Origin of the sequence: Streptomyces sp. NBC_01775 (assembly GCF_035917675.1) — a bacterium.
Taxonomy (GTDB): domain Bacteria; phylum Actinomycetota; class Actinomycetes; order Streptomycetales; family Streptomycetaceae; genus Streptomyces.
This window is the reverse complement of sequence record NZ_CP109104.1, coordinates 2,294,644-2,314,599: the sequence shown is the minus strand read 5'-3', so window position 1 is coordinate 2,314,599 and position 19,956 is coordinate 2,294,644. Positions and strand designations below refer to the sequence as shown.

At 72.9% G+C, this 19,956-nt stretch carries 17 protein-coding genes and 1 pseudogene; 9 read left to right on the top strand and 9 right to left on the bottom strand.

All coding sequences use genetic code 11. The annotated features are described in order from the left end of the window. Positions 1–10: 10 nt before the first annotated feature. Both OHB04_RS10450 and OHB04_RS10445 read right to left on the bottom strand, forming a co-directional pair. Entirely contained in the window at positions 11–688 is a 678-nt protein-coding gene (locus OHB04_RS10450) for a LuxR C-terminal-related transcriptional regulator (RefSeq protein WP_274045401.1), read from the bottom strand. 313 nt (positions 689–1,001) lie between these two features. Further along, on the bottom strand, positions 1,002–1,673 hold the full coding sequence (locus OHB04_RS10445; RefSeq protein WP_326687392.1) for a DUF3000 domain-containing protein: 672 nt from the start codon (positions 1,671–1,673) through the stop codon (positions 1,002–1,004). Positions 1,674–1,747: 74 nt separating this feature from the next. Here OHB04_RS10445 and hemE point away from each other — a divergent pair, with 74 nt between their 5' ends. Continuing rightward, positions 1,748–2,863 carry a uroporphyrinogen decarboxylase gene (gene hemE, locus OHB04_RS10440; RefSeq protein WP_326687391.1) on the top strand — a complete coding sequence of 372 codons (1,116 nt, stop codon included), beginning with the start codon at positions 1,748–1,750 and terminating at the stop codon, positions 2,861–2,863. Between the two features lie 129 nt (positions 2,864–2,992). Here hemE and OHB04_RS10435 read toward each other — a convergent pair whose 3' ends face one another. Beyond that, positions 2,993–4,438, bottom strand: coding sequence for an FAD-dependent oxidoreductase (locus tag OHB04_RS10435; RefSeq protein ID WP_326807341.1), 1,446 nt, complete (start codon positions 4,436–4,438; stop codon positions 2,993–2,995). Positions 4,439–4,562: 124 nt separating this feature from the next. On the opposite strand from OHB04_RS10435, the gene hemG reads away from it, so the two are divergent. Further along, positions 4,563–6,044: a protoporphyrinogen oxidase gene (hemG, locus tag OHB04_RS10430; RefSeq protein ID WP_326807340.1), complete on the top strand. Its 1,482-nt coding sequence runs from the start codon at positions 4,563–4,565 to the stop codon at positions 6,042–6,044. A gap of 4 nt (positions 6,045–6,048) precedes the next feature. Then, the gene (gene hemQ / locus OHB04_RS10425; protein ID WP_326687388.1) at positions 6,049–6,765 is read left to right on the top strand and encodes a hydrogen peroxide-dependent heme synthase; all 717 of its coding nucleotides are present in this window, start codon (positions 6,049–6,051) and stop codon (positions 6,763–6,765) included. A 73-nt stretch (positions 6,766–6,838) separates the two neighbouring features. Here hemQ and OHB04_RS10420 read toward each other — a convergent pair whose 3' ends face one another. From OHB04_RS10420 to OHB04_RS10410, 3 genes and pseudogenes are all read right to left on the bottom strand, one after another. Then, entirely contained in the window at positions 6,839–8,527 is a 1,689-nt protein-coding gene (locus OHB04_RS10420) for an alpha/beta hydrolase (RefSeq protein ID WP_326687387.1), read from the bottom strand. A 290-nt stretch (positions 8,528–8,817) separates the two neighbouring features. Continuing rightward, positions 8,818–10,084: pseudogene (locus OHB04_RS10415) on the bottom strand (DUF692 domain-containing protein). A gap of 148 nt (positions 10,085–10,232) precedes the next feature. Beyond that, on the bottom strand, positions 10,233–10,919 hold the full coding sequence (locus OHB04_RS10410; RefSeq protein WP_326692664.1) for a peptidyl-tRNA hydrolase: 687 nt from the start codon (positions 10,917–10,919) through the stop codon (positions 10,233–10,235). A 155-nt stretch (positions 10,920–11,074) separates the two neighbouring features. On the opposite strand from OHB04_RS10410, the gene OHB04_RS10405 reads away from it, so the two are divergent. Beyond that, on the top strand, positions 11,075–12,010 hold the full coding sequence (locus tag OHB04_RS10405; RefSeq protein WP_326807339.1) for an ABC transporter ATP-binding protein: 936 nt from the start codon (positions 11,075–11,077) through the stop codon (positions 12,008–12,010). 5 nt (positions 12,011–12,015) lie between these two features. Continuing rightward, positions 12,016–12,684, top strand: a complete 669-nt coding sequence (locus OHB04_RS10400; protein ID WP_326692663.1) for an ABC transporter — start codon at positions 12,016–12,018, stop codon at positions 12,682–12,684. Between the two features lie 309 nt (positions 12,685–12,993). Here OHB04_RS10400 and OHB04_RS10395 read toward each other — a convergent pair whose 3' ends face one another. Together OHB04_RS10395 and zapE are read right to left on the bottom strand one after the other, a co-directional pair. Continuing rightward, a complete protein-coding gene (locus OHB04_RS10395; RefSeq protein ID WP_326687385.1) occupies positions 12,994–14,388 on the bottom strand; it encodes an alkaline phosphatase PhoX in 1,395 nt (464 codons plus the stop codon). Between the two features lie 89 nt (positions 14,389–14,477). Then, positions 14,478–15,617: a cell division protein ZapE gene (gene zapE / locus OHB04_RS10390; protein WP_326807338.1), complete on the bottom strand. Its 1,140-nt coding sequence runs from the start codon at positions 15,615–15,617 to the stop codon at positions 14,478–14,480. Positions 15,618–15,681: 64 nt separating this feature from the next. Here zapE and OHB04_RS10385 point away from each other — a divergent pair, with 64 nt between their 5' ends. The 4 genes from OHB04_RS10385 (at position 15,682) to msrB (ending at position 19,067) form a co-directional block, all read left to right on the top strand. Further along, positions 15,682–16,485 (top strand): pyrimidine reductase family protein, encoded by an 804-nt coding sequence (locus tag OHB04_RS10385; protein WP_326687383.1) that lies wholly within the window; start codon positions 15,682–15,684, stop codon positions 16,483–16,485. A gap of 121 nt (positions 16,486–16,606) precedes the next feature. Further along, entirely contained in the window at positions 16,607–17,074 is a 468-nt protein-coding gene (locus OHB04_RS10380; protein ID WP_326687382.1) for an indole-3-glycerol phosphate synthase, read from the top strand. Positions 17,075–17,196: 122 nt separating this feature from the next. After that, the gene (murC, locus tag OHB04_RS10375) at positions 17,197–18,612 is read left to right on the top strand and encodes a UDP-N-acetylmuramate--L-alanine ligase (protein ID WP_326687381.1); all 1,416 of its coding nucleotides are present in this window, start codon (positions 17,197–17,199) and stop codon (positions 18,610–18,612) included. A gap of 47 nt (positions 18,613–18,659) precedes the next feature. Beyond that, positions 18,660–19,067: a peptide-methionine (R)-S-oxide reductase MsrB gene (msrB, locus tag OHB04_RS10370; protein ID WP_326692662.1), complete on the top strand. Its 408-nt coding sequence runs from the start codon at positions 18,660–18,662 to the stop codon at positions 19,065–19,067. 131 nt (positions 19,068–19,198) lie between these two features. Here msrB and OHB04_RS10365 read toward each other — a convergent pair whose 3' ends face one another. Then, positions 19,199–19,915, bottom strand: coding sequence for a hypothetical protein (locus tag OHB04_RS10365; protein WP_326687380.1), 717 nt, complete (start codon positions 19,913–19,915; stop codon positions 19,199–19,201). Between the last annotated feature and the right edge of the window lie 41 nt (positions 19,916–19,956).

The window sequence follows — 19,956 nt, the reverse complement described above, 5'->3', positions numbered from 1 at the left end:
AACGGAAGGGTCAGTGGATGATGCCCGTGCGCAGAGCCACGGCCACCATCCCGGCGCGGTCACCGGTGCCCAGCTTGCGGGCGATGCGCGCCAGGTGGCTCTTGACGGTCAGTGCGGACAGGCCCATCGAGACGCCGATGGCCTTGTTCGACTGGCCTTCGGCGACCAGGCGCAGCACCTCGACCTCGCGGCCGGACAGCTCGCGGTAGCCGCCGGGGTGCCCGGGGCCGCCGGGACCGCCGCCCGGCCTGCGGTGCATACGGGCAGCCGCCGCGCCGATGGGGGCCGCGCCGTGCCGGGTGGGCATCGGGCCGCCCAGGTTGGTTCTGGTACCGGTGACGACATAGCCCTTGACGCCGCCCGCCAGGGCGTTGCGTACGGCACCGATGTCGTCGGCGGCCGACAGCGCCAGGCCGTTCGGCCAGCCCGCCGCCCTGGTCTCGGACAGCAGACTGAGCCCCGATCCGTCGGGGAGATGTACGTCGGCCACGCAGATGTCACGTGGATTGCCGACTCGGGGACGGGCCTCCGCGATCGACGACGCCTCGATCACGTCCCTCACACCGAGAGCCCACAGGTGGCGGGTCACGGTCGAACGGACGCGGGGGTCGGCAACGACGACCATGGCCGTCGGCTTGTTCGGGCGGTAGGCGACCAGGCTTGTGGGGTGCTCAAGGAGAACAGACACCGGGCCTCCTGAGGAGAGGGGCTGGGGGGACGGAACCGAGCGAGTCGGGTATTCCGCGTGGAAGGGTCACAGACTCCTTCGGCAGCTCCTCCGCATGGCTTTAGAGAAAGATCACGAATTAGTGACCCGGATTTCTTGATTCCCGTTTCTTGAGTCATTTCCCGGGGCAGAAACATTCCTTTGTCTACACAGAGACCGTCGTGACATTTGTCTACACAGAGACCCGCATGGCATGGAACCGGCAACGGAAAAGCCGCGGCAGCGAGATCTTCTCTCGCTGCCGCGGCTCAGGTGTCCGCGAAGACGTGCGGGTCTAGTGCGGGCCCCGGCGCTGGGGGAGCTGGACGACGGAGGACGCGTCACCCGACTCCGGGGGCAACCCGGCGCACTGGCAGAGGAGTTCGCACCACGCGGCCAGATGCGCGGCGGCATCCGGCGTGCCCCCCTCGGGGGTCCAGCTCGCCCGGATCTCCAGCACCTCCTCGGCTGTGCGCTCGGCGAGCCCGCCGAAGAAGGCCGAGCTGGAGCGCGTCACGGTCCCGCTCGGCTCCGCGTAGCCCGCGCCGCGCGCCTCCAGCGCCCCGGTCAGCCATGTCCAGGTCACTTCCGGCAGCAGCGGGTCGCTCGCGATCTCCGCCTCCAACTCGGCCCGGCCCAGGGTGACCACGCGGAACGTGCCCTGCCAGGACTCCTGGCCCTCCGGGTCGTGCAGCAGGACGAAGCGGCCGTCGGCCAGCTCCTGCCCCGCGTCCTCCGGCTCGGTCACGGCCGCCTCCAGCGCGAAGGCGTACGGCGCCAGCCGCCGTGGCGCCGGCAGCGGCGCGATGCGGATCTCGGGGCGCGTGCGCGCCTCGCTCAACGCTGTGACCGCCACACGGAAAGTGGGAGGGAAGGACTCCCCACCGCCGCCACCAGAGCTGCCCGTCCCCTCCGTACCTTCCACTCCGCCGGAGCCTCCCGCCTTCGCCGTCCGAGCCGCTGTCATGGGCCGAAGAGTAGGCGGAGGCCGTGCTTCAGGGCGGTAGGGACACCCCGTTCGGCCGTGGGAGACTTCAGGGCGTGAGTGGAAACGACCGCCCGACGGGCCAGCCGACGCAGACACAGGACGCGCCCTCGGGGGCACAGCAGGTGCGAAATGCCCCGGGTGTGCGGGATTCCGTGTTTCTTCGCGCGTGCCGCCGTGAGCCCGTGCCGCATACCCCGGTGTGGTTCATGCGGCAGGCGGGACGTTCGCTTCCCGAGTACCGCAAGCTGCGCGAGGGCATCGCGATGCTGGACTCGTGCATGCGGCCCGATCTCGTCGCCGAGATCACTCTCCAGCCCGTGCGGCGGCACGGAGTGGACGCGGCGATCTATTTCAGCGACATCGTCGTTCCGCTCAAGGCCATCGGCGTCGATCTCGACATCAAGCCGGGCGTCGGTCCCGTCGTCGAAAGGCCGATCCGCAGCCGCGCGGATCTGGAGCGGCTGCGGAAGCTGGAGCCCGAGGACGTCGCCTATGTGACCGAGGCGATCGGCATCCTCACCCGGGAGCTGGGTGCCACCCCGCTCATCGGCTTCGCCGGGGCGCCCTTCACACTGGCCAGCTATCTCGTCGAGGGCGGCCCCTCCAAGAACCACGAGCACACCAAGGCGCTGATGTACGGCGACCCGCAGCTGTGGGCCGACCTGCTCGACCGGCTCGCGGACATCACCGCGGCGTTCTTGAAGGTGCAGATCGAGGCGGGCGCCTCCGCCGTGCAGCTCTTCGACTCGTGGGTGGGCGCGCTCGCCCCCGAGGACTACCGCCGCCTGGTCCGGCCCGCCTCCGCGAAGGTCTTCGACGCCGTCGCCTCCTACGGCGTGCCCCGTATCCACTTCGGCGTCGGCACCGGCGAGCTGCTCGGACAGCTCGGCGAGGCCGGAGCCGACGTCGTCGGCGCCGACTGGCGGGTGCCGCTGGACGAGGCGGCCCGGCGCGTCGGCCCCGGCAAGGCGATCCAGGGCAACCTCGACCCCGCAGTCCTCTTCGCCCCGCGCGAGGCCGTCGAGCGGCAGGCCGGGCGCGTTCTGGACTCGGCGCGCGACCTGGAGGGCCACATCTTCAACCTCGGCCACGGGGTCCTCCCCGACACCGACCCCCAGGCCCTGACGGACCTGGTGTCCTACGTTCACGAGCACACGGCCGCTCGCTGACCCGCACATCTCCCCGCCGCAGCGGCGGCCCGCCACGACGGCGGTCCGGCGGAATAGAAGACACCTGCGGGGGGCACCGCCGGGCTCCGGCGTCGGGGTGTTCGCCGTTGCGGCGGGAAGGAAGGGGCGTCACGTGCGGAGTACCGATGAGGCCTTGCGGGCCGCTACCAGGACCGGGTCCCAGACCGGGGAGAAGGGCGGGGCGTAGCCGAGGTCCAGTGCCGTCAGCTGCTCGACCGTCAAGCCGGTGTGGAGGGCGACGGCGGCGATGTCCACGCGCTTGCCCGCGTTCTCCCTGCCGACGATCTGCACCCCGAGCAGGCGGCCCGAGCGGCGTTCGGCGATCATCTTGACCCGCATCGGCTTGGTGCCAGGGTAGTAGCCGGCCCGGGTCGTCGACTCGATGACGACGCTCTCGAACCGCAGCCCGACAGCCGCCGCCTGACGCTCCAGCAGCCCGGTGCGCGCGATCTCCAGGTCGCACACCTTGCTGACCGCCGTGCCCACCACTCCGGGGAACGTCGCGTAGTCCCCGCCGATGTTGGAGCCGATGACCTGGCCGTGCTTGTTGGCGTGCGTGCCCAGCGGCACGTGCTGGGTGCGGCCCGAGACGAGGTTGAGGACCTCGGCGCAGTCGCCGCCCGCCCAGATGTTCTCCTGGCCCCGCACCCGCATCGCCAGGTCCGTCAGCAGTCCGCCGGACTCGCCCAGCGGCAGCCCCGCCGCGCGGGCCAGCTCCGTCTCGGGGCGTACGCCCAGGCCCAGCACCACCACATCGGCCGGGTACTCGGCGTCCCGGGTGGCCACGCCCCGGGCCCGGCCGCGCTCGTCGGTGAGGATCTCGGTGACCGTCGCGCCGCGCACCGTCTCGATGCCCATCGAGCACATCGCCTCGTACACCAGCTCGCCCATGTCCGGGTCGAGCGTGGACATCGGCTGCTCGCCCTTGTCGACGACCGTGACGTGATAGCCGCGGTTGACGAACGCCTCCGCCATCTCCACGCCGATGTAGCCGGCGCCCACGACCACGGCCCGGCGCCTGCCGTCACCGTAGCTCCGGGCGGCGGCGCCGGCGCCGGCGCCCGGGCGTGCCTCCGCGCCCTCCAGCGTGGCGATCAGCGCCTCGCCGTCGTCGAGCGTCTGGACGCCGTGGACGCCCTCCGCGTCGATGCCGGGCAGCGGCGGGCGCACCGGGCGGGCGCCGGTGGCCAGCACGAGGTGGTCGTAGCCGACCCACCGCCCGTCGCCGCCCCCACCTTCGCCGCCGTCACCGTCCCGCTCCACCACGCGCACCCGCCGGCCCGCCACGTCCAGCTCGGTCACCTCGGTGCGCATCCGCAGGTCGATGCCGCGAGCGCGGTGCTCCTCGGGCGTGCGCGCGATCAGGTCGTCGCGAGCTCCCACCTGGCCGCCCACCCAGTACGGAATGCCGCAGGCGGAGAACGAGGCGAACCGGCCCCGCTCGAAGGCCACGATCTCCAGCTCCTCCGGCTTCTTGAGCCTGCGTGCCCGGGACGCGGCGGACATGCCCACCGCATCGCCGCCGATGACCACCATCCGCTCCGCTGCCGCCATCCCGGATGCTCCCTTCGCCGGATCGAACGCTCTGCCACCGCACACGCTAAGCGCGGATGCCGGAACGCGGGGCGTCGACCGGGGCGGCGGACGCCGGGCCGTACCACTCTGCGAGACTGCCCATATGCACGTACTTGTCATCGGAGGCGGCATCTCCGGCCTGGCCGCCGCGCACCAACTGCTGGCGGACGGCGCGCGGGTGACCCTGCTGGAGGCATCGGCACGGCTCGGCGGCAAGCTGCACGCCGGGAGCGTCGCCGGCACCGCCGCCGTCGACCTGGGTGCGGAGTCCATGCTGGCGCGGCGCCCCGAGGCGGTCGAACTCGCCCGCGCCGTCGGGCTCGGCGACCAGCTCCAGCCGCCCTCGGTCTCCGGCGGCGCCCTGTGGACGCGCGGCGCCGTGCGCCCCATGCCCAAGGGGCATGTGATGGGCGTCCCCGGTGACCCCGCCGCGCTCGGCGGCGTCCTCTCGCCCGACGGGCTCGCCCGCATCGCCGAGGACGGCCGGCTGCCCCGCACCGAGATCGGTGACGATGTGGCGGTGGGCGCCTATGTCGCCGAGCGGCTCGGCCGCGAGGTCGTCGACCGGCTCGTGGAGCCCCTGCTGGGCGGGGTGTACGCGGGTGACGCGTACCGCATCTCGATGCGCGCCGCCGTACCGCAGCTCTTCGAGGCCGCGCGTGACAAGCGTTCCCTGCTGGCCGGAGTGCGCGCCGTGCAGGAGCGCGCCGCCTCGGTGCAGCGCACGGCCCGCGCGCCCCAGGGCCCGGTCTTCATGGGCCTCGAAGGCGGCATCGGCCGGCTGCCCGGGGCCGTGGCGGACGCGTGTGCGGCGCGGGGCGCCGACATCCGCCTGAGCACCCCCGTACGCGAGCTGCGCCGCGGCACCCCCGTACGCGAACCGCGCGGCGCGACGTCCGCCGGACCGGCGGCCTGGACGGCGGTGACCGACCACGGGACGGTGAGCGCCGACGCCGTCGTGGTGGCCGTACCCGCGCCCGCCGCCGCCCGGCTCCTGGCCCCGGCGGCCCCTACGGCCTCGGCGAAACTCGACCGGATCGAGTACGCCTCGATGGCCCTGGTCACCCTGGCCTTCCGCAGGTCCGAGGCCGGGGAACTCCCCGACGGCAGTGGCTTCCTGGTGCCCCCGGTCGACGGCCGCTCCATCAAGGCGGCCACCTTCTCCACCCACAAGTGGGGCTGGGTCGCGGCCCAGGACCCCTCGCTGTTCGTGCTGCGCACCTCGCTGGGCCGCTTCGGCGAGGAAGCGGTGCTGGCCCGCGACGACGCGGAACTGGTCGAGCTGTCCCTGGGCGACCTGCGCACCGCGACCGGGCTGGCGGCGACCCCCGTCGACTCCGTCGTCACACGCTGGTACGACGGCCTCCCGCAGTACCCGGTCGGGCACCTGGACCGGGTCGCGGACATCGAGGCCGCCGTCGCCGCCGTCGCCGCCGTGCCCGGACTGGCCCTGGCGGGGGCCGCCTACGCGGGCGTGGGCATCCCGGCCTGCGTCGCGAGCGGGCGGCGAGCAGCCGGTCACCTCCTGACCGGGACCACAGAGGCGACCCTCGCGCGGGCGGGGGAGAAGAGCGAGCGAGAATAGCGCCATGACCGAGACACCGCAGAAGCCCGCCAACGCGGGCAAGAAGGCCAAGGACCTCAACGAGGTCATCCGCTACACGCTGTGGTCGGTCTTCCGGCTGCGCGACGTCCTGCCCGAGGACCGCGCCGGATACGCGGACGAGGTCGAAGAGCTGTTCGGCCAGCTCGCCGCCAAGGACGTGGTGGTGCGCGGCACCTACGACGTCTCCGGGCTGCGCGCCGACGCGGACGTGATGATCTGGTGGCACGCCGAGGAGTCCGAGGCGCTCCAGGAGGCGTACAACCGCTTCCGCCGCACCAGGCTGGGCCGTGCCCTGGAGCCCGTCTGGTCGAACATGGCGCTGCACCGCCCCGCCGAGTTCAACAAGTCGCACATCCCGGCCTTCCTCGCCGACGAGGAGCCGCGCGCCTATGTGAGCGTCTACCCCTTCGTGCGCTCCCTCGAGTGGTACCTGCTGCCCGACGAGGATCGCCGCCGGATGCTCGCCGACCACGGCAAGATGGCCCGCGGCTTCCCCGACGTACGCGCCAACACCGTGCCCGCCTTCTCGCTGGGCGACTACGAGTGGGTGCTCGCCTTCGAGGCCGACGAACTGCACCGCATCGTCGACCTGATGCGGCACCTGCGCGGCTCGGAGGCGCGGCGGCACGTACGCGAGGAGATCCCGTTCTACACCGGCCGCCGCAAGCCGCTCGCCGAGCTGGTCTCCGGGCTGGCCTAGAGCCTGGGCCGGCGGCTGCCCCCGCTGCCCGATCCGCCGACCCGACCCGACCCGCCGGCCCGGCCCGCCCGGGCTAGCGGGACGCCCTGGCGTTGGAGACGGGCTTCATCTTGACGGGCTGCTTCGCTTTCGGGCGGGGTGCCGGACGCGCCGGGCACTCCGCCTGGTCGCCCGGCGTCTTGCCCTCCAGCAGATAGCGCTCCACGTGCTCGTCGGCGCACTTGTTGCCGCCGGTCACTCCGTGGTTGCCCGCGCCGTTCTCCGTCACCAGGGACGAGCCCGGCAGCCGCCGGTGGGTCTCCACCGCGCCCTCGTACGGCGTCGCCGCGTCACGCGTCGCGGCCACCAGCAGCACCGGCGGCAGCTGGCCCGGCTGTGTGCGCACATCCAGCGGCTGGGAGGGCGTGGTCTTCCAATAGGCGCACGGCAAGTTCATCCAGACGTTTTCCCAGGTGTTGAACGGCGCGATCCTCGCAGACGCGGTGTTGTCCCGCTCCCAGCGCTCCCAGTCGCGCGGCCAGGGCGCGTCCTGGCACTCGACCGCGTTGTAGACGGCGTTGCCGTTCTCCTCGCCCTTCGCCGACGCCGGCTGCGGCGCCGCCATCTTCACCAGCGGCTTGGGATCGCCCTTGCGGAAGCGGGAGAGCGCGCTCGCGGCCGGTGCCCAGGTCGAGTCGGCGTACCCGGTGTCCAGATAGGCGGCCACCAGCTCCTTGGACCCCACCTTGCCGCCCGCCGGCTTGCGGTCGACGGCGGCCCTGACCTCGTCGAAGGCCCGCTGCACCTGCCGTGGCGTACTGCCCAGCCCGTAGGTCGCCCCGTGCTGGGCCACCCACTGCTTCCAGTCGCTCCAGCGGGTCTCGAACGCGCGGTTCTGGTCCAGGTTCGCCTGGTACCAGACGCTGTCCGGCGACGGGTTGACGACGCTGTCCAGCACCAGGCGGCGCACATGGCCGGGGAAGAGCGTGGCGTAGACCGAGCCGATGTAGGTGCCGTAGGAGACGCCGAGATAGTTCAGCTTCCGCTGGCCCAGCGCGGCGCGCAGCACATCGAGGTCGCGGGCGTTGTTCGGCGTCGTGTAGTGCGGCAGCCGGCTGCCCTGGGTCCGGGCACAGCCTTGCGCGTACGCCGCCGCCTGCTTGTTCATCTTCTGCTTGAACGCGGACGACGGGTGCCGGGGCGAGACGTTCGGCGACGTCAGGAAACGCTTGGGGTCCTGGCACGAGAGGGGTCCCGAGCGGCCGACGCCGCGCGGCGCGAAGCCCACGAAGTCGTAGCGGGCGTTGAGGCGCTTCCATACGCCGCCGACGAGCTTGCCGTACAGCGGGAAGCTCATCCCGTTGCCGCCGGGTCCGCCCGGGTTGTACACCAGCGGGCCCAGCCGCTGCCCGGCCTCGCCGGTGGCCTTGGCCCTGCTCACCGTGAGGGCGATCTTGTCGCCGTGCGGCGCGGCGTAGTCGACCGGTACGGAGACGGTGCCGCACTCGATGGGCTGGGGGAGGTGCTCGGTGGCCGGGCACTTCGTCCAGTTGATGCCCGCCTCGGCGGCCTGGGCGGCGGCCGTCAGCACGCCCAGCGACTGCGGGGCGCTGTCGGGAGGGCTCGCCTGCGGTCCGAGTGCCTGTGCCTGTGCCTGTGGCGCCGGCGTTCCTGGCGTTTCCGGCGTCCCGGACAGGGCTCCGGCGGGGACGGCCGCCGCCAGCGTGAGGGCCAGGGCGCCGGCTGTCGAATGGATCGCTGCGTGGATCGCTGCTGCGCGCACTGGGGCTCCCCGTTCGTCGCACCGTCAGCTGTGCCGGAGGGCACGCCGATTTGGATGCTCATCCGCTTATCAGGCGATGTAAAGCACCGCCCGAAGATGTCGCGGGGGACCCCCCGTAAGAGCCTCCACCTCCTCCACCCGCCCTCCCCAACCTGCGGAGCGGCCCATTTTGTGCCTCGCGCCGGCCGCGCGGGCGAGCCTCACGATCAGCGGGCGAGCCTCACGATCAATGGTCGGGGCACCTCTTGGGTGGGGCCCGCACCTTTTCGCCGCAGCGGGAAGAGGGTCTCTCAGGAGCGGGGTGGGGTGGGGGCGGCTCTTTCCGCGTGCCAGCGTTTCAAGAGCTTGCGTCGGGCGCGGGGGAGGCGGACATTCCGCAAGACGTGGGCGGCGAAATGCAGGGCGTCCCAGCGGTAGTTCGCGGTCATGGGGCGGCCCGCGGCGTACGCCGCGAACGCCGTGCGGTACTCGGCTTCGCCGAGGATGACGGGCAGTTCGGGGGCGACCTTGGCGACGACGTCCGCCCGCTTGGCGCCCAGCGCCCTGCGCTGGACGTCGAGCCGGACGCGGTCGAAGCCGTCCGGCGCCGGGGCCCCGGCGACCAGTGCGCTCAGCAGCGCGGTCTGTGCCTCGGCCAGCCGCATGCGCGCGGCATCGGTGGAGGCGGGCACAGCGGCGGGCCCCAAGGCGGGCTCAGACATGCGCGGCGCCTTCCACGGTGGCGCGGATCGTCGCCAGCTCGCGGGCCAGCTCCGTCGCGGGCGGAAAGTCCTCGTCGCGCTCCAGCAGCACCCCGGGCGGCACCGTGCGGGCGCACAGCTCGGCCAGCACGTCGAGCACGGGCTGCGTCACGGGGTGCCCGTGGCTGTCGTGCCAGACGCCGCCCCGCTCGACACCGCCCGCGACGTGCACGTAGGCGAGCGCCTCCAGCGGGAGCCGGTCGAGTGCGGCGGCGGGGTCCTCGCTGCGGTTGACGTGGTTGGTGTGCAGGTTGGCGACGTCGATCAGCAGTCCGACGCCGGTGCGCTCCACCAGCTCCGCGAGGAAGGCGCCCTCGCTCATCTCCTCGTCGGGCCAGTTGAGGAGCGCGGCGATGTTCTCGACGGCCAGCGGTACGGGGAGCGCGTCCTGGGCGATGCGTACGTTCTCGCACAGGACGTCCAGCGCGTCGCGGGTACGGGGCACCGGCAGCAGGTGCCCGGCCTCCATGCGGGGCGCGCCGGTCCCGGGTCCGCCCGCGCGGACGAACGCGATGTGCTCGGTCACCAGCGGTGCGCCGAGCGCCTCGGCGCACTCGGCGAGGGCCCGCAGCCGGCCGGGGTCGGGCCGCTCGGCGCCGCCGAGGCCGAGGGAGACGCCGTGCGGGACGACGGTCGTGCCCCGGGCGAGCAGCCTCTGGAGGGAGTCGGGCAGATGGCCGGGGCAGAGGTTTTCGGCGACCGCCTCGACCCACTCGATGCCCGGCAGCGTGTCCGGGTCCTCGATGGCGTCCGCGATCTCGGGCCGCCAGCCGATACCGGTGCCCAGCCGCCCCAGCCGCTCCCCTTGGCGGACCATGTCCATGTCGCCCTTCCCTTCGCCGCCGCGCACGGATGCCAGTGCTCCTGCTCTGTTCACAGGAGACGAATCCTCGTACGGCGCGGTTCAGAGGGCGATTTGAGCTTCAGCCCCGACTTCGGCCCTGGCCCCGCCTGGGCCTGGGCCTCTACTCCTGCCCCGGTCCGTCCGCGTCGTCCGCCGGGTGTTCGGCGACGACCGTGCACGATCCCGGGGCGATCTCCGTGAAGCCCGCGTCCCGTACGACCGGCAGCCCGCTGCCGACCAGTGCGGCCCAGTGTGCGTCGTCGCGTGCGGGGCGCACCGCGAGGGGGAAGTCCGCGTCGTGCCAGGCCGCGCGACGGGCGCCGTCCAGCCGCCACCAGGCGAGCTGGGCGCCGTGTGCGGCTTGGGCCATCGCCTTGCCGGCGGACATCTCCAGACGGGGGTTCAGCCACAGGACGGGAACACCTTCGGCGGGCGGACCCGGAGGCTCCGGGTCCGTCAGGTCGGTGCCCGAGACCTGGAGCCGCGCCAGTTCCTTGGGCCAGCCGTCCAGCGGCACCGGCGGGAAGGCCCGGACCTCCGCCGAGGCGCCCGTCACCGTGAGCCCCTCCAACGGCTCCGCGCGCCGCCACTCCGCGCCGCGCGCCCGCCGTACGACCTTCCGGATGGCGCGCTCCTCCCACAGCCGCACCCGCTTGTGCCACGCGCCGGTCTCCTCGGTGGTACGCGGATCGGCGAGCAGGCTCAGCACGGCGCGGGCGGCCGTCTCCATGGCGTCCGTACGCGCGGGCGGCGTGCCGCGTTCGACGCGGACCACCAGCGGCAGCGCGTACTGGTCGGGCTGTGCCAGCGGGTCGGACGGGTCGGACGGGTCGGATGCTTCGGACGCGTCGGTCGGATGCGACGCGTCGGTCGGATGCGACGCGTCGGACGAGTCGGGCGGAGTGGACGGTGTGGCAGGGGAATCGGTCACACGTCCAGTCTGCCAGCGGCTAACGTGCCCTCATGAGCTGGGCGATACGACTTGAAGGCGTCGGCCGCCGCTACGGGCGCGGCGGTCCCTGGGTGTTGCGCGAGGTCGATCTGGAGCTGCGCGGCGGCGGACTCCTGCGCGTCGAAGGCGGCAACGGAAGCGGGAAGTCGACTCTGCTGCGGCTGCTCGCGGGCATCGACGCGCCCAGCGCCGGGCGCATCAGCGGCCGGGCGCCAGCACGCGGATATGTGCCGGAGCGCTTTCCCGCCGCGCTGCCGCTGACCGCGCTCGCCTACCTCACGCACCTCGGCCGGGTACGCGGGCTGCGCTCGCGCGCGGCGGCCGACGCCGGACGGGAGCTCCTCGAACGGTTCGACGCCCAGGAGTACGCGCACACGCGACTGCGCGAGCTGTCCAAGGGCAGCAGCCAGAAGGTCGCCGTCGCCCAGGGGCTGCTCGGCCGCCCCGGACTGCTGCTGCTCGACGAGGCGTGGACCGGGCTGGACCAGCCCGCGCGCGCCACCTTGGACGAGGCGGTGCGCGAACGGGTCGCGGACGGCGGCGCCGTCGTCTTCGTCGACCACGACCCCCGGCGCCTCGCGGGCGAGCCGGATGCCTCGCTGCGCATCAAAGAGGGGCGTTCCGCGTCCGTGCCGGGCGCGGGGGACACGGGAAGCGTGGGAAACGCGGGGAACGCCCGGAGCGCGAGGGGCACGGTGGATATGGGAGGTATGGGGGGCGCTGGAGGGATCGCGCTGACGCGTATCGAGGCAGAGGGGGCGCCCGGAGCCGGAGTGCCCGGCGCACTGCCGGATGGTGCGCGGGGCACGTTGCATCCGGACGGACTGCTGTCGCTGACGGTGCCCGCCACGGAGTCCGACGCGGCGCTGCGGGCCCTGCTGGGGGCCCGGCCGCCCTGGCATGTGCGCTCAGTACACCCCGTGCGCGGGGCGAGGGGGCAGGCGTGACCGTCATGGGTGCGCTCGTGCGCTATCAACTCGCCCTGCTCCTGCGGTCCCAGCGGTGGCTGGCACCGCTGCTGCTGTACGCGGGGCTGCTCTCGGTCGGCGTACGGCCAGGAGAACCGCTGCTCGACTCGCTCGGCCTCGTCGCCGCCCTGCTCCTGCCGCCCGCCGCCTGGCTGGTACGGATCTGTGTGACGAGTGAGCCCGACGCGGCGCGGCACTGCGCGTCGGCCGCGGCGGGGCCCACCCGTGCGCACCTGGCCGCGGTCGCCGCAGGCGGGGTGTTCGCGGCGGTGCTCGGCTGTGCGGGGGTGGGGGTCGTCGTCGCGATCAGCGCCCCGAAGACGACCAACGGCACCGCCTCCGTGCCGGTCGCGATGGCGACCGTCGCGGGGCTGTGCGCGGTGCTCACCTGTGTGTTCGCCGGAGTGGCGGTCGGCACCCTGTGCAACCGGCCGTTGGTGCGGTCGCCCGGCCGGGCCGTCAGCACCACGCTGCTCGGCACCATCCTGACCCTCGCCCTCGGTGCGTCCCCCGCGAACGCGGCCGTCACCGGCCTGGTCCGAGCCTCATCCGAAGGCACCCCCCATGCCCCGTGGTTCCCCCTCCTGACCGCCCTGGCCCTGGCCCTGACAACCGCCACAGCAGCCGCCCTGACGACCCGCCACCGCGCGTAGCTTTTTCCCGCCGCGACCTTTTCCCGCCGCGACGGCGGGCGGCCGGGATGGCGGGGGTTCGGCGGGATCGTCGTGCCGCCGGACCGTCGTCGCGGGAGCGGGCGCCGTTGAGGCGGGAAAGACCCTCTTCCGCCGGGACGGCGAGCGGCCACGCGCGCCGCGTGCCCTCTCCGCCGTCACGGCGGCCACGCGCCGCGTGCCCTCTCCGCCGTCACCGCGGCCTGCCCATCGTCCGCCGGGGACAGGGGGCCCTCCCCCCGGTCTCAAGGGGGAGGGCAACCATTCAGCGGGAAAACGACCGCGCAGCGGTCAGTGGTGCCAGGGGCCGGTGATGGCGAAGGTCGTGCCGGGGGTGTAGCAGTTGACGTACATCGTGCGGTGGTCGGGGGAGAAGGTGACGCCCGCGAACTCGCCCCACTCCGGCTCTTCCGGCGTGCCGAGGTTCTGCGCGCCGCGGGCCATCGCGTAGACCTTCCCCTGGCGGGTGAGCCCGAAGACGTGCTGCGCTCCGGCGCCGTCCTCGCACACCATCAGGCCGCCGCTGGGGGCGAGGCAGATGTTGTCCGGCTCCTCACCGGGAAGCTGGAGGTCCGTGCCGGGGCCGAAGAGGATGACCAGCGTGAGGCTGCGCCGCTTCGGGTCGTAGCGCCAGATCTGCCCGAAGTGGTCGCCCTGCGAGCCCTCCGCGCTGCGCGCGTAGCTGGAGACGAAGTACACGCACGAGCCGCCCCAGTAGACCCCCTCCAGCTTCTGGGCGTGGGTGATGCCGCCCTTGCCGAAGTCCTGGAGGCGGACGGGGGTTTCCTTGGCGAGCGGGTCGGGGACCTCGACCCATTCGACGCCGTCGAAGGTCTTGCCCGTCTCGGTGACGGCCGACAGGTCGGGCACGCCCGGCACCCGCATGGCCTCCAGCCTGCCGCCCGCGTGGAGCGAGCCGTAGCCGCCCTTGGGCTTCTTGGGCAGGAAGCGGTAGAAGAGCCCGAACGGCTTCTCGAAGGCGTCCTCGGTCTCGTAGACGACGCCGGTGTGCGGGTCGAAGGCGACGGCCTCGTGCTGGAAGCGGCCCATCGCGGTCAGGGGTTCGACGGAGGTGGGGCGGCGGCGGTCGAACCCGACCTCGAAGATGTAGCCGTGGTCCTTGGTATGGCCCTCTTCCCCGGCTTTGAACTCGGTCTCTTCGCAGGTCAGCCAGGTGTCCCAGAGGCTGGGGCCGCCCGCGCAGTTGGTGGAGGTGCCCGCGATGCCGACGCGTTCGGTCAGCACGTTGTTGTGCCGGTCCAGCTCCAGGACGGTGCAGCCGCCCTTGGCCGCCGGGTCGTAGGTGAGGCCCTTGACGGTGGGTACGGGGACCCGCCCGTCCATCCGGTTCTCGTGGTTGCGCACCAGCCAGGTGGTGCCCTTGCCGTGCCGGTCGTCGTGCGAGCGCGACGCGGCGAAGGCGGCCATACCGTCGCAGTTGCTGGGTACCTTGCCCTCGCCGGAGGGGAGCGGGTCGCCCTCGCGGGAGAGCACCTTGTAGCGGAAGCCCTTGGGCAGGTCGAGCAGGCCGTCGGGGTCGGGGACGAGCGGGCCGTAGCCGGCGCTGCCGCCGGTGGCCTGGGCCGCGGCGGTCCCCGCGAACAGTTCGGAGAGCGCGCCGCTGAAGGCGACGGCCGCCCCCGCGGCGCCGGCTCTCGCCAGTGCTTGACGTCGTGTCGTGGTCATCGGGCACTCTTCCCTGTTGGCGGACAGGTGACCCGGTGTGTGTACCACGCAGCGGGGCGGGCGCACACCGCCCGCGACACAACTCGGCGTTATGCCCTGACCAGTTCCTTGCCGTCCCGAGCGAGGGCGGTCAGCCGGGATATGGCCCGGAAGTACTTCTTGCGGTATCCGCCCCGGAGCATCTCCTCGCTGAAGAGCTCGTCGAAGGGCACCCCGGAGGCGAGGACCGGCACCTCGCGGTCGTAGAGCCGGTCGGCCAGCACCACCAGCCGCAGCGCCGTCGACTGGTCGGGCACCGGCGTGACGTCCGTCAGGCACACGGCCTCGACGCCGTCGACGAGCGCGCCGTAGCGGCTCGGATGGACCGTGGAGAGGTGGCCGAGGAGCGCGGGGAAGCCGTCGAGGGAGGCGCCCGGTGTGCGCCGCGCCGCGGCGGTCACCTCGTCGTCGCTGTAGGGCTCGGGGGCCTCGGGCAGTCCCCGGTGCCGGTAGTCCTCGCCGTCGATGCGCAGGGGGCGGAAGCGCGCCGAGAGGCCCTGTATCTCGCGCAGGAAGTCGGCGGCGGCGAAGCGGCCCTCGCCCAGCTTGCCAGGCAGGGTGTTGGAGGTGGCCGCGAGCGCGACCCCGTTCTCCACCAGGCGTGCCAGCAGGCTGGAGACGAGCACCGTGTCGCCCGGGTCGTCCAGCTCGAACTCGTCGATGCACAGCAACTGGTGGCCGCTGAGGGTGCGCACCGTCTGCTGGAAGCCGAGGGCGCCCACGAGGTTGGTCAGCTCGACGAAGGTGCCGAACGCCTTGCGCTCGGGGGCCGCCGATGCCGCGTGCCACAGGGAGGCCAGCAGGTGGGTCTTGCCGACGCCGTAGCCGCCGTCCAGGTAGACGCCGCGCGGCCCGGCGGGTGCGACGGCCTTCGGCTCGCGCCGGAACCATCGCTTCCGGCTGCTCCGGGGTGCCCCGGTGCCGCCGCCCAGGCCCTCGGCGAAGGCGCTGAGCACCCGTACCGCCTCGGTCTGGCTCGGCTGCCCCGGGTCGGGTATGTACGTGGAGAAGCGCACGCCGTCGAAGCGCGGGGGCGGCACCATCTCGGCCACGAGCCGGTCCGCGGGAACCAGCGGCTCGCGGGCACCGAGCGCCACGGGGGCCTCGCCTCGGCCGTCTCGGTGTGAGGGGGAGTCCGGGCCGGATCCGGGGGCGGGCACGCGCGCTTCGGTGGTTGACACGATTGTCATGCTAGTCCGCCCATCCCTGCGGGTGCCCCGCCCACCGGGCGTGCTCCGTGCCACACTGCGGCCTATGCGACGCCTGTTCCCATCCAGCTCAGCCCCCGCACCGGCGCCCGAGTGGAGCCTTGAGGAGATCGCCGAGGAGTACGCCTACCCGCCCTTGGAGGAGCGTGCCGCGGGCGCCTCGGGTGCCTCCGGAGCGTGGCTGCGCGGCAACATGGTGGCGTCACTGGACGGCGCCATCCACCACGGCGGGCGCTCCCAGCCCCTCTCCTCCAAGGCCGACATGGGGATCTTCGGTGTGCTGCGGGCGCTCGCCGATGTGGTCGTGGTCGGCGCCCAGACCGTACGGCAGGAGGGCTACCGTCCCGCCAAGCCCCGGGCGGCCTTCGCCGAGCGGCGGGCCGCTGCCGGGCAGCCCCCGGCGCCCGCCATCGCCGTGGTGAGCGCCGGTCTGGAGCTGGATTTCTCGCTGCCGCTGTTCACCGAGCCCGTGGTGCCGACCTTGCTGGTGACCGGCGTGAGCGCGCCGCCGGCGCGGCTCGCGCTGGCGAGGGAGGCGGGTGCCGAGGTCGTGTTCGCGGGTGAGGGCGCCGCGGTGGACCCGGCGCGGGTGCCCGAGGCCCTCGCCGCGCGGGGCCTGGGGCGGCAGTTGACGGAGGGGGGCCCGACTCTGCTGGGAGGTTTCGCCGCAGCCGGGGTACTCGACGAGCTATGTCTTTCCCTTGCGCCAAGGATCACCGTCGGCGACGCCCCGCGGATCACCAAGGGGCCGGTCCTCCCGGTGCCCGACGAGTTCACGCTCGACGGGGTCCTGGAGGAGGACGGCTTCCTCTTCACGCGTTACCGTCGCTACCGGCAATCAGCGGAATGACACGTTCCGCTTACCCCCCGCTGGGCAGACTGACAAGCGCAGGCCCCTGTGCACACGGGGCAGGATGGTTTCTCTTCCGGGGCCGAGACCCCCACTCACGCAGACAGGAAGGACACCCGTCGTGATCACGACCGTGTTGATGATCGAGAAGCCTCTGGTGTCCGCCGACGTCGAGCTGGTGACGACGCTGCACGGCGAGGAGACCGTCTCCTTCGTCGTGCTCATGCAGCCGCGCGGCGACCAGGACCTGCTGTTGCGGGCGCTGGACGACGTGGCGCTCGGCGAGCTGGAGGACGCCGCGCGCGAGGGCGAGGAGCCCGAGGGCGGCGAGGCGCTCGGGCCCGCCGAGCAGGCACTGGAGCTGTCGCTCAAACGTCTGAGAGACGCCGGCTGCGAGGCTGTCGGCCAGATCATCGAGGAGCACCCCCTCGACCTGCTCACCTCCGTCGCCGAGCAGACGGACGCCGACGAGGTCATCGTGCTGACCGCGCCCCACCTGGTGGAGGAGTTCTTCCACCGCGACTGGGCCTCCCGCGCCCGCCACAAGGTGGGCGTCCCGGTGCTGAAGCTGTTCGCGCACACGGACTGACGCGCACGGACCGGCGCGCACGGACCGGCGCTCGCGGACCGGGGAGCTGGGGAGAGGGGCGGCCGACCGCATAAGGTGAGCCGCACCCCCTCAGCCGTTCGCCGAGTTCTGGAGACGCCCGTATGACCGCCGCCGCCACCCCCGCCCTGCCGCCCGCCATGGAACGGCCGCACTTCATCGGGATCGGCGGAGCGGGGATGTCGGGGATCGCGAAGATCCTGGCGCGGCGCGGGGCGACGGTCGCGGGCAGCGACGCGCGGGAGTCGGCGACGGCCGTGGCGCTGCGCGACCTGGGCGTCACCGTCCACATCGGCCACCAAGCCGCGCACCTCGCCCCCGACGCCACCGCCGTCGTCGTCTCCAGCGCCATCCGGGAGGACAACCCGGAGATCGTCGAGGCGGGGCGGCGCGGCCTGCCCGTGGTGCACCGCTCGGACGCGCTCGCCGGGCTGATGGACGGCCTCCGGCCGCTGGCCGTTGCCGGGACGCACGGCAAGACGACGACCACCTCCATGCTCGCGGTCAGCCTCGGGTCCATGGGCCTGGACCCCTCGTACGCCATCGGCGGCGACCTGGACGGCCCCGGCTCCAACGCCCACCAGGGCACGGGCGAGATCTTCGTCGCCGAGGCGGACGAAAGCGACCGCAGCTTCCACAAGTACGCGCCGGAGGTCGCCGTCGTCCTCAACGTCGAGCTGGATCACCACGCCAACTACGCGTCCATGGAAGAGATCTACGAGTCCTTCGAGATCTTCGCCGGGCGCATCGCGGACGGCGGCACCCTGGTGATCTCCGCCGACCACGAGGGCGCCCGCGAGCTGGCCCGCCGGGTGCGGGACGCCGCTGGTACCCGCGCGCTCAGCGTCCGTACGTATGGCGAGGCGGACGACGCCGACGTACGGGTCCTGAAGATCACCCCGAAGGGACTGACCAGCGAGGTCACCGTCCTCCTCGACGGCCAGGAGCTGACCTTCGGCGTGTCCGTGCCCGGCAGGCACTACGCCCTCAACGCCGTCGCGGCGCTCACGGCCGGTGCCGCGCTGGGTGTGCCGGCCGACGGGCTGGCCGGCGCGATCGCCTCGTACACCGGCGTCAAGCGCCGCCTCCAGCTCAAGGGCGAGGCGCGCGGCGTGCAGGTCATCGACTCCTACGCGCACCACCCCACCGAGATGGCCGCCGACCTGGAGGCCATCAGGGGCGGCGCCGCCGGGGGGCGCGTGCTGGTGCTCTTCCAGCCGCACCTCTTCAGCCGCACCCAGGAGCTGGGCAAGGAGATGGGCCAGGCCCTGGCGCTGGCCGACGGCTCCGTCGTGCTGCCCGTCTATCCCGCCCGCGAGGACCCGATCCCGGGCGTGACCAGCGCCCTGATCACCGAGGCCGCACGCGCGGCCGGGGCGGCGGTCAGCGCCGCCGGGGCACCCGATGAGGCCGTCGAGGCGGTCGTGGGAATGGCGGGGCCGGGCGATCTCGTTCTCACCATGGGAGCCGGAGACGTCACCGAGCTGGGGCCGAGGATTCTCGGCAGGCTGGCGGAGTGACCCCGCCGACGGCGGCCCTGGACGGCAACGAGCGCGGAGGAGCCGAGATGGCATACGAGATCGACAAGCCCGAGGAGCAGTGGCGCGCGGAGCTGAGCCCGGAGGAATACCAGGTGCTGCGCGAGGGCGGCACCGAGCGCGCCTTCACCGGCGAGTACACGGACACGGAGACCACGGGCGCCTACGCGTGCCGGGCCTGCGGCGCCGAGCTGTTCCGCTCCGACACCAAGTTCGCCTCCCACTGCGGCTGGCCCAGCTTCTACGACCCGGCCCGGTCCGAGGCCGTCGAGCTGCTGACGGACCGGTCGATGGGCATGATCCGCACAGAGGTACGCTGCGCCCGCTGCGGCTCCCACCTCGGCCACGTCTTCGAGGGCGAGGGCTACGCCACACCCACGGACCAGCGGTACTGCATCAACTCGGTCTCCCTGAAGCTGGTTTCAGACGGAGATTAGCGAGCATCCGGCGCGGGCCTGTCGAATGTGGTTCGGGCAGGCAGGGGGCGAGGGCACCCGCCTGATTGGATCCGGCTTCCGGGACGGTCGGTGGGCGCCCTCGCCCGGGGCTGGCGGCGGTCAGCGAAAGGTCAGCCGGGCAGCCCCGGGAGGCTGGGGCCGGGCATGTCCGAGGACGACTTGGTGGGGATGTAGTCGAAGTTCGGCGACAGTGTGCCGAACGGCGTGCCGGGCTCCGGTGCGTTGATGTCGCTGTACTTCTCGATCAGGTCCTTGGCGTCCTGGGTGAAGTAGAAGGGCACCTTCTCCAGGCGCCAGCCAGTCGGGCTGGGACGGGCGCTCGTCATCACCTCGTCGTAGTGGGTGTCGGCGATCTGTGTCTCCTCCGAGATGGTCCTTCCGTTCAGCTCCACGCCCGCCGCGTACCCAGGGCGCGGCATGACGCGGATCCAGGTCGGCTTGAGGGTGACAGTCTGGCCGGAGGCGGCATGGTGCAGCTTCAGGCCGCCCGGATAGAAGATGCGGCCCTTGGAGTCGAGTCCGTCGCCCGCCGTGGCGCCGATCGGCATGCTGAAGCCCTTGCCGTCCGCGTGCATCTTGAAGGGGCTGATCGCCTTCAAGGTGATGCCCTCTCGCTCCAGCCACTTCTGGGCCTGCGGTGCGATCGCGACGTCGGCGTCGCCCCAGGGCGAGAGGTACGCGCCGGGGAACGGGGCGGCCGGTGCCGAGGAGCGCGCGGCTTCGGCTTTTGCCGGGGTGGCGGCGCCGGCCTGCGCGAGACCGAGCGGCAGGGCGAGGGCGGCGGTGGCGGCCAGGACGACGAGACGGCGGAATCCGAGCTTGGACATGAAATCCCTTCCGGAACGAGAGAGCGGGAAGACGTACGGGG

Bases quoted from the DNA above. Each gene is read 5' to 3' on its own strand.
- OHB04_RS10385 (WP_326687383.1), top strand. From the start codon at position 15,682: ATGCGACGCCTGTTCCCATCCAGCTCAGCCCCCGCACCGGCGCCCGAG.
- OHB04_RS10395 (WP_326687385.1), bottom strand. From the start codon at position 14,388: ATGACCACGACACGACGTCAAGCACTGGCGAGAGCCGGCGCCGCGGGG.
- OHB04_RS10365 (WP_326687380.1), bottom strand. From the start codon at position 19,915: ATGTCCAAGCTCGGATTCCGCCGTCTCGTCGTCCTGGCCGCCACCGCC.
- OHB04_RS10405 (WP_326807339.1), top strand. From the start codon at position 11,075: ATGAGCTGGGCGATACGACTTGAAGGCGTCGGCCGCCGCTACGGGCGC.
- msrB (WP_326692662.1), top strand. From the start codon at position 18,660: ATGGCATACGAGATCGACAAGCCCGAGGAGCAGTGGCGCGCGGAGCTG.
- hemG (WP_326807340.1), top strand. From the start codon at position 4,563: ATGCACGTACTTGTCATCGGAGGCGGCATCTCCGGCCTGGCCGCCGCG.
- zapE (WP_326807338.1), bottom strand. From the start codon at position 15,617: ATGACAATCGTGTCAACCACCGAAGCGCGCGTGCCCGCCCCCGGATCC.
- murC (WP_326687381.1), top strand. From the start codon at position 17,197: ATGACCGCCGCCGCCACCCCCGCCCTGCCGCCCGCCATGGAACGGCCG.
- hemQ (WP_326687388.1), top strand. From the start codon at position 6,049: ATGACCGAGACACCGCAGAAGCCCGCCAACGCGGGCAAGAAGGCCAAG.
- OHB04_RS10435 (WP_326807341.1), bottom strand. From the start codon at position 4,438: ATGGCGGCAGCGGAGCGGATGGTGGTCATCGGCGGCGATGCGGTGGGC.
- OHB04_RS10445 (WP_326687392.1), bottom strand. From the start codon at position 1,673: ATGACAGCGGCTCGGACGGCGAAGGCGGGAGGCTCCGGCGGAGTGGAA.
- OHB04_RS10400 (WP_326692663.1), top strand. From the start codon at position 12,016: ATGGGTGCGCTCGTGCGCTATCAACTCGCCCTGCTCCTGCGGTCCCAG.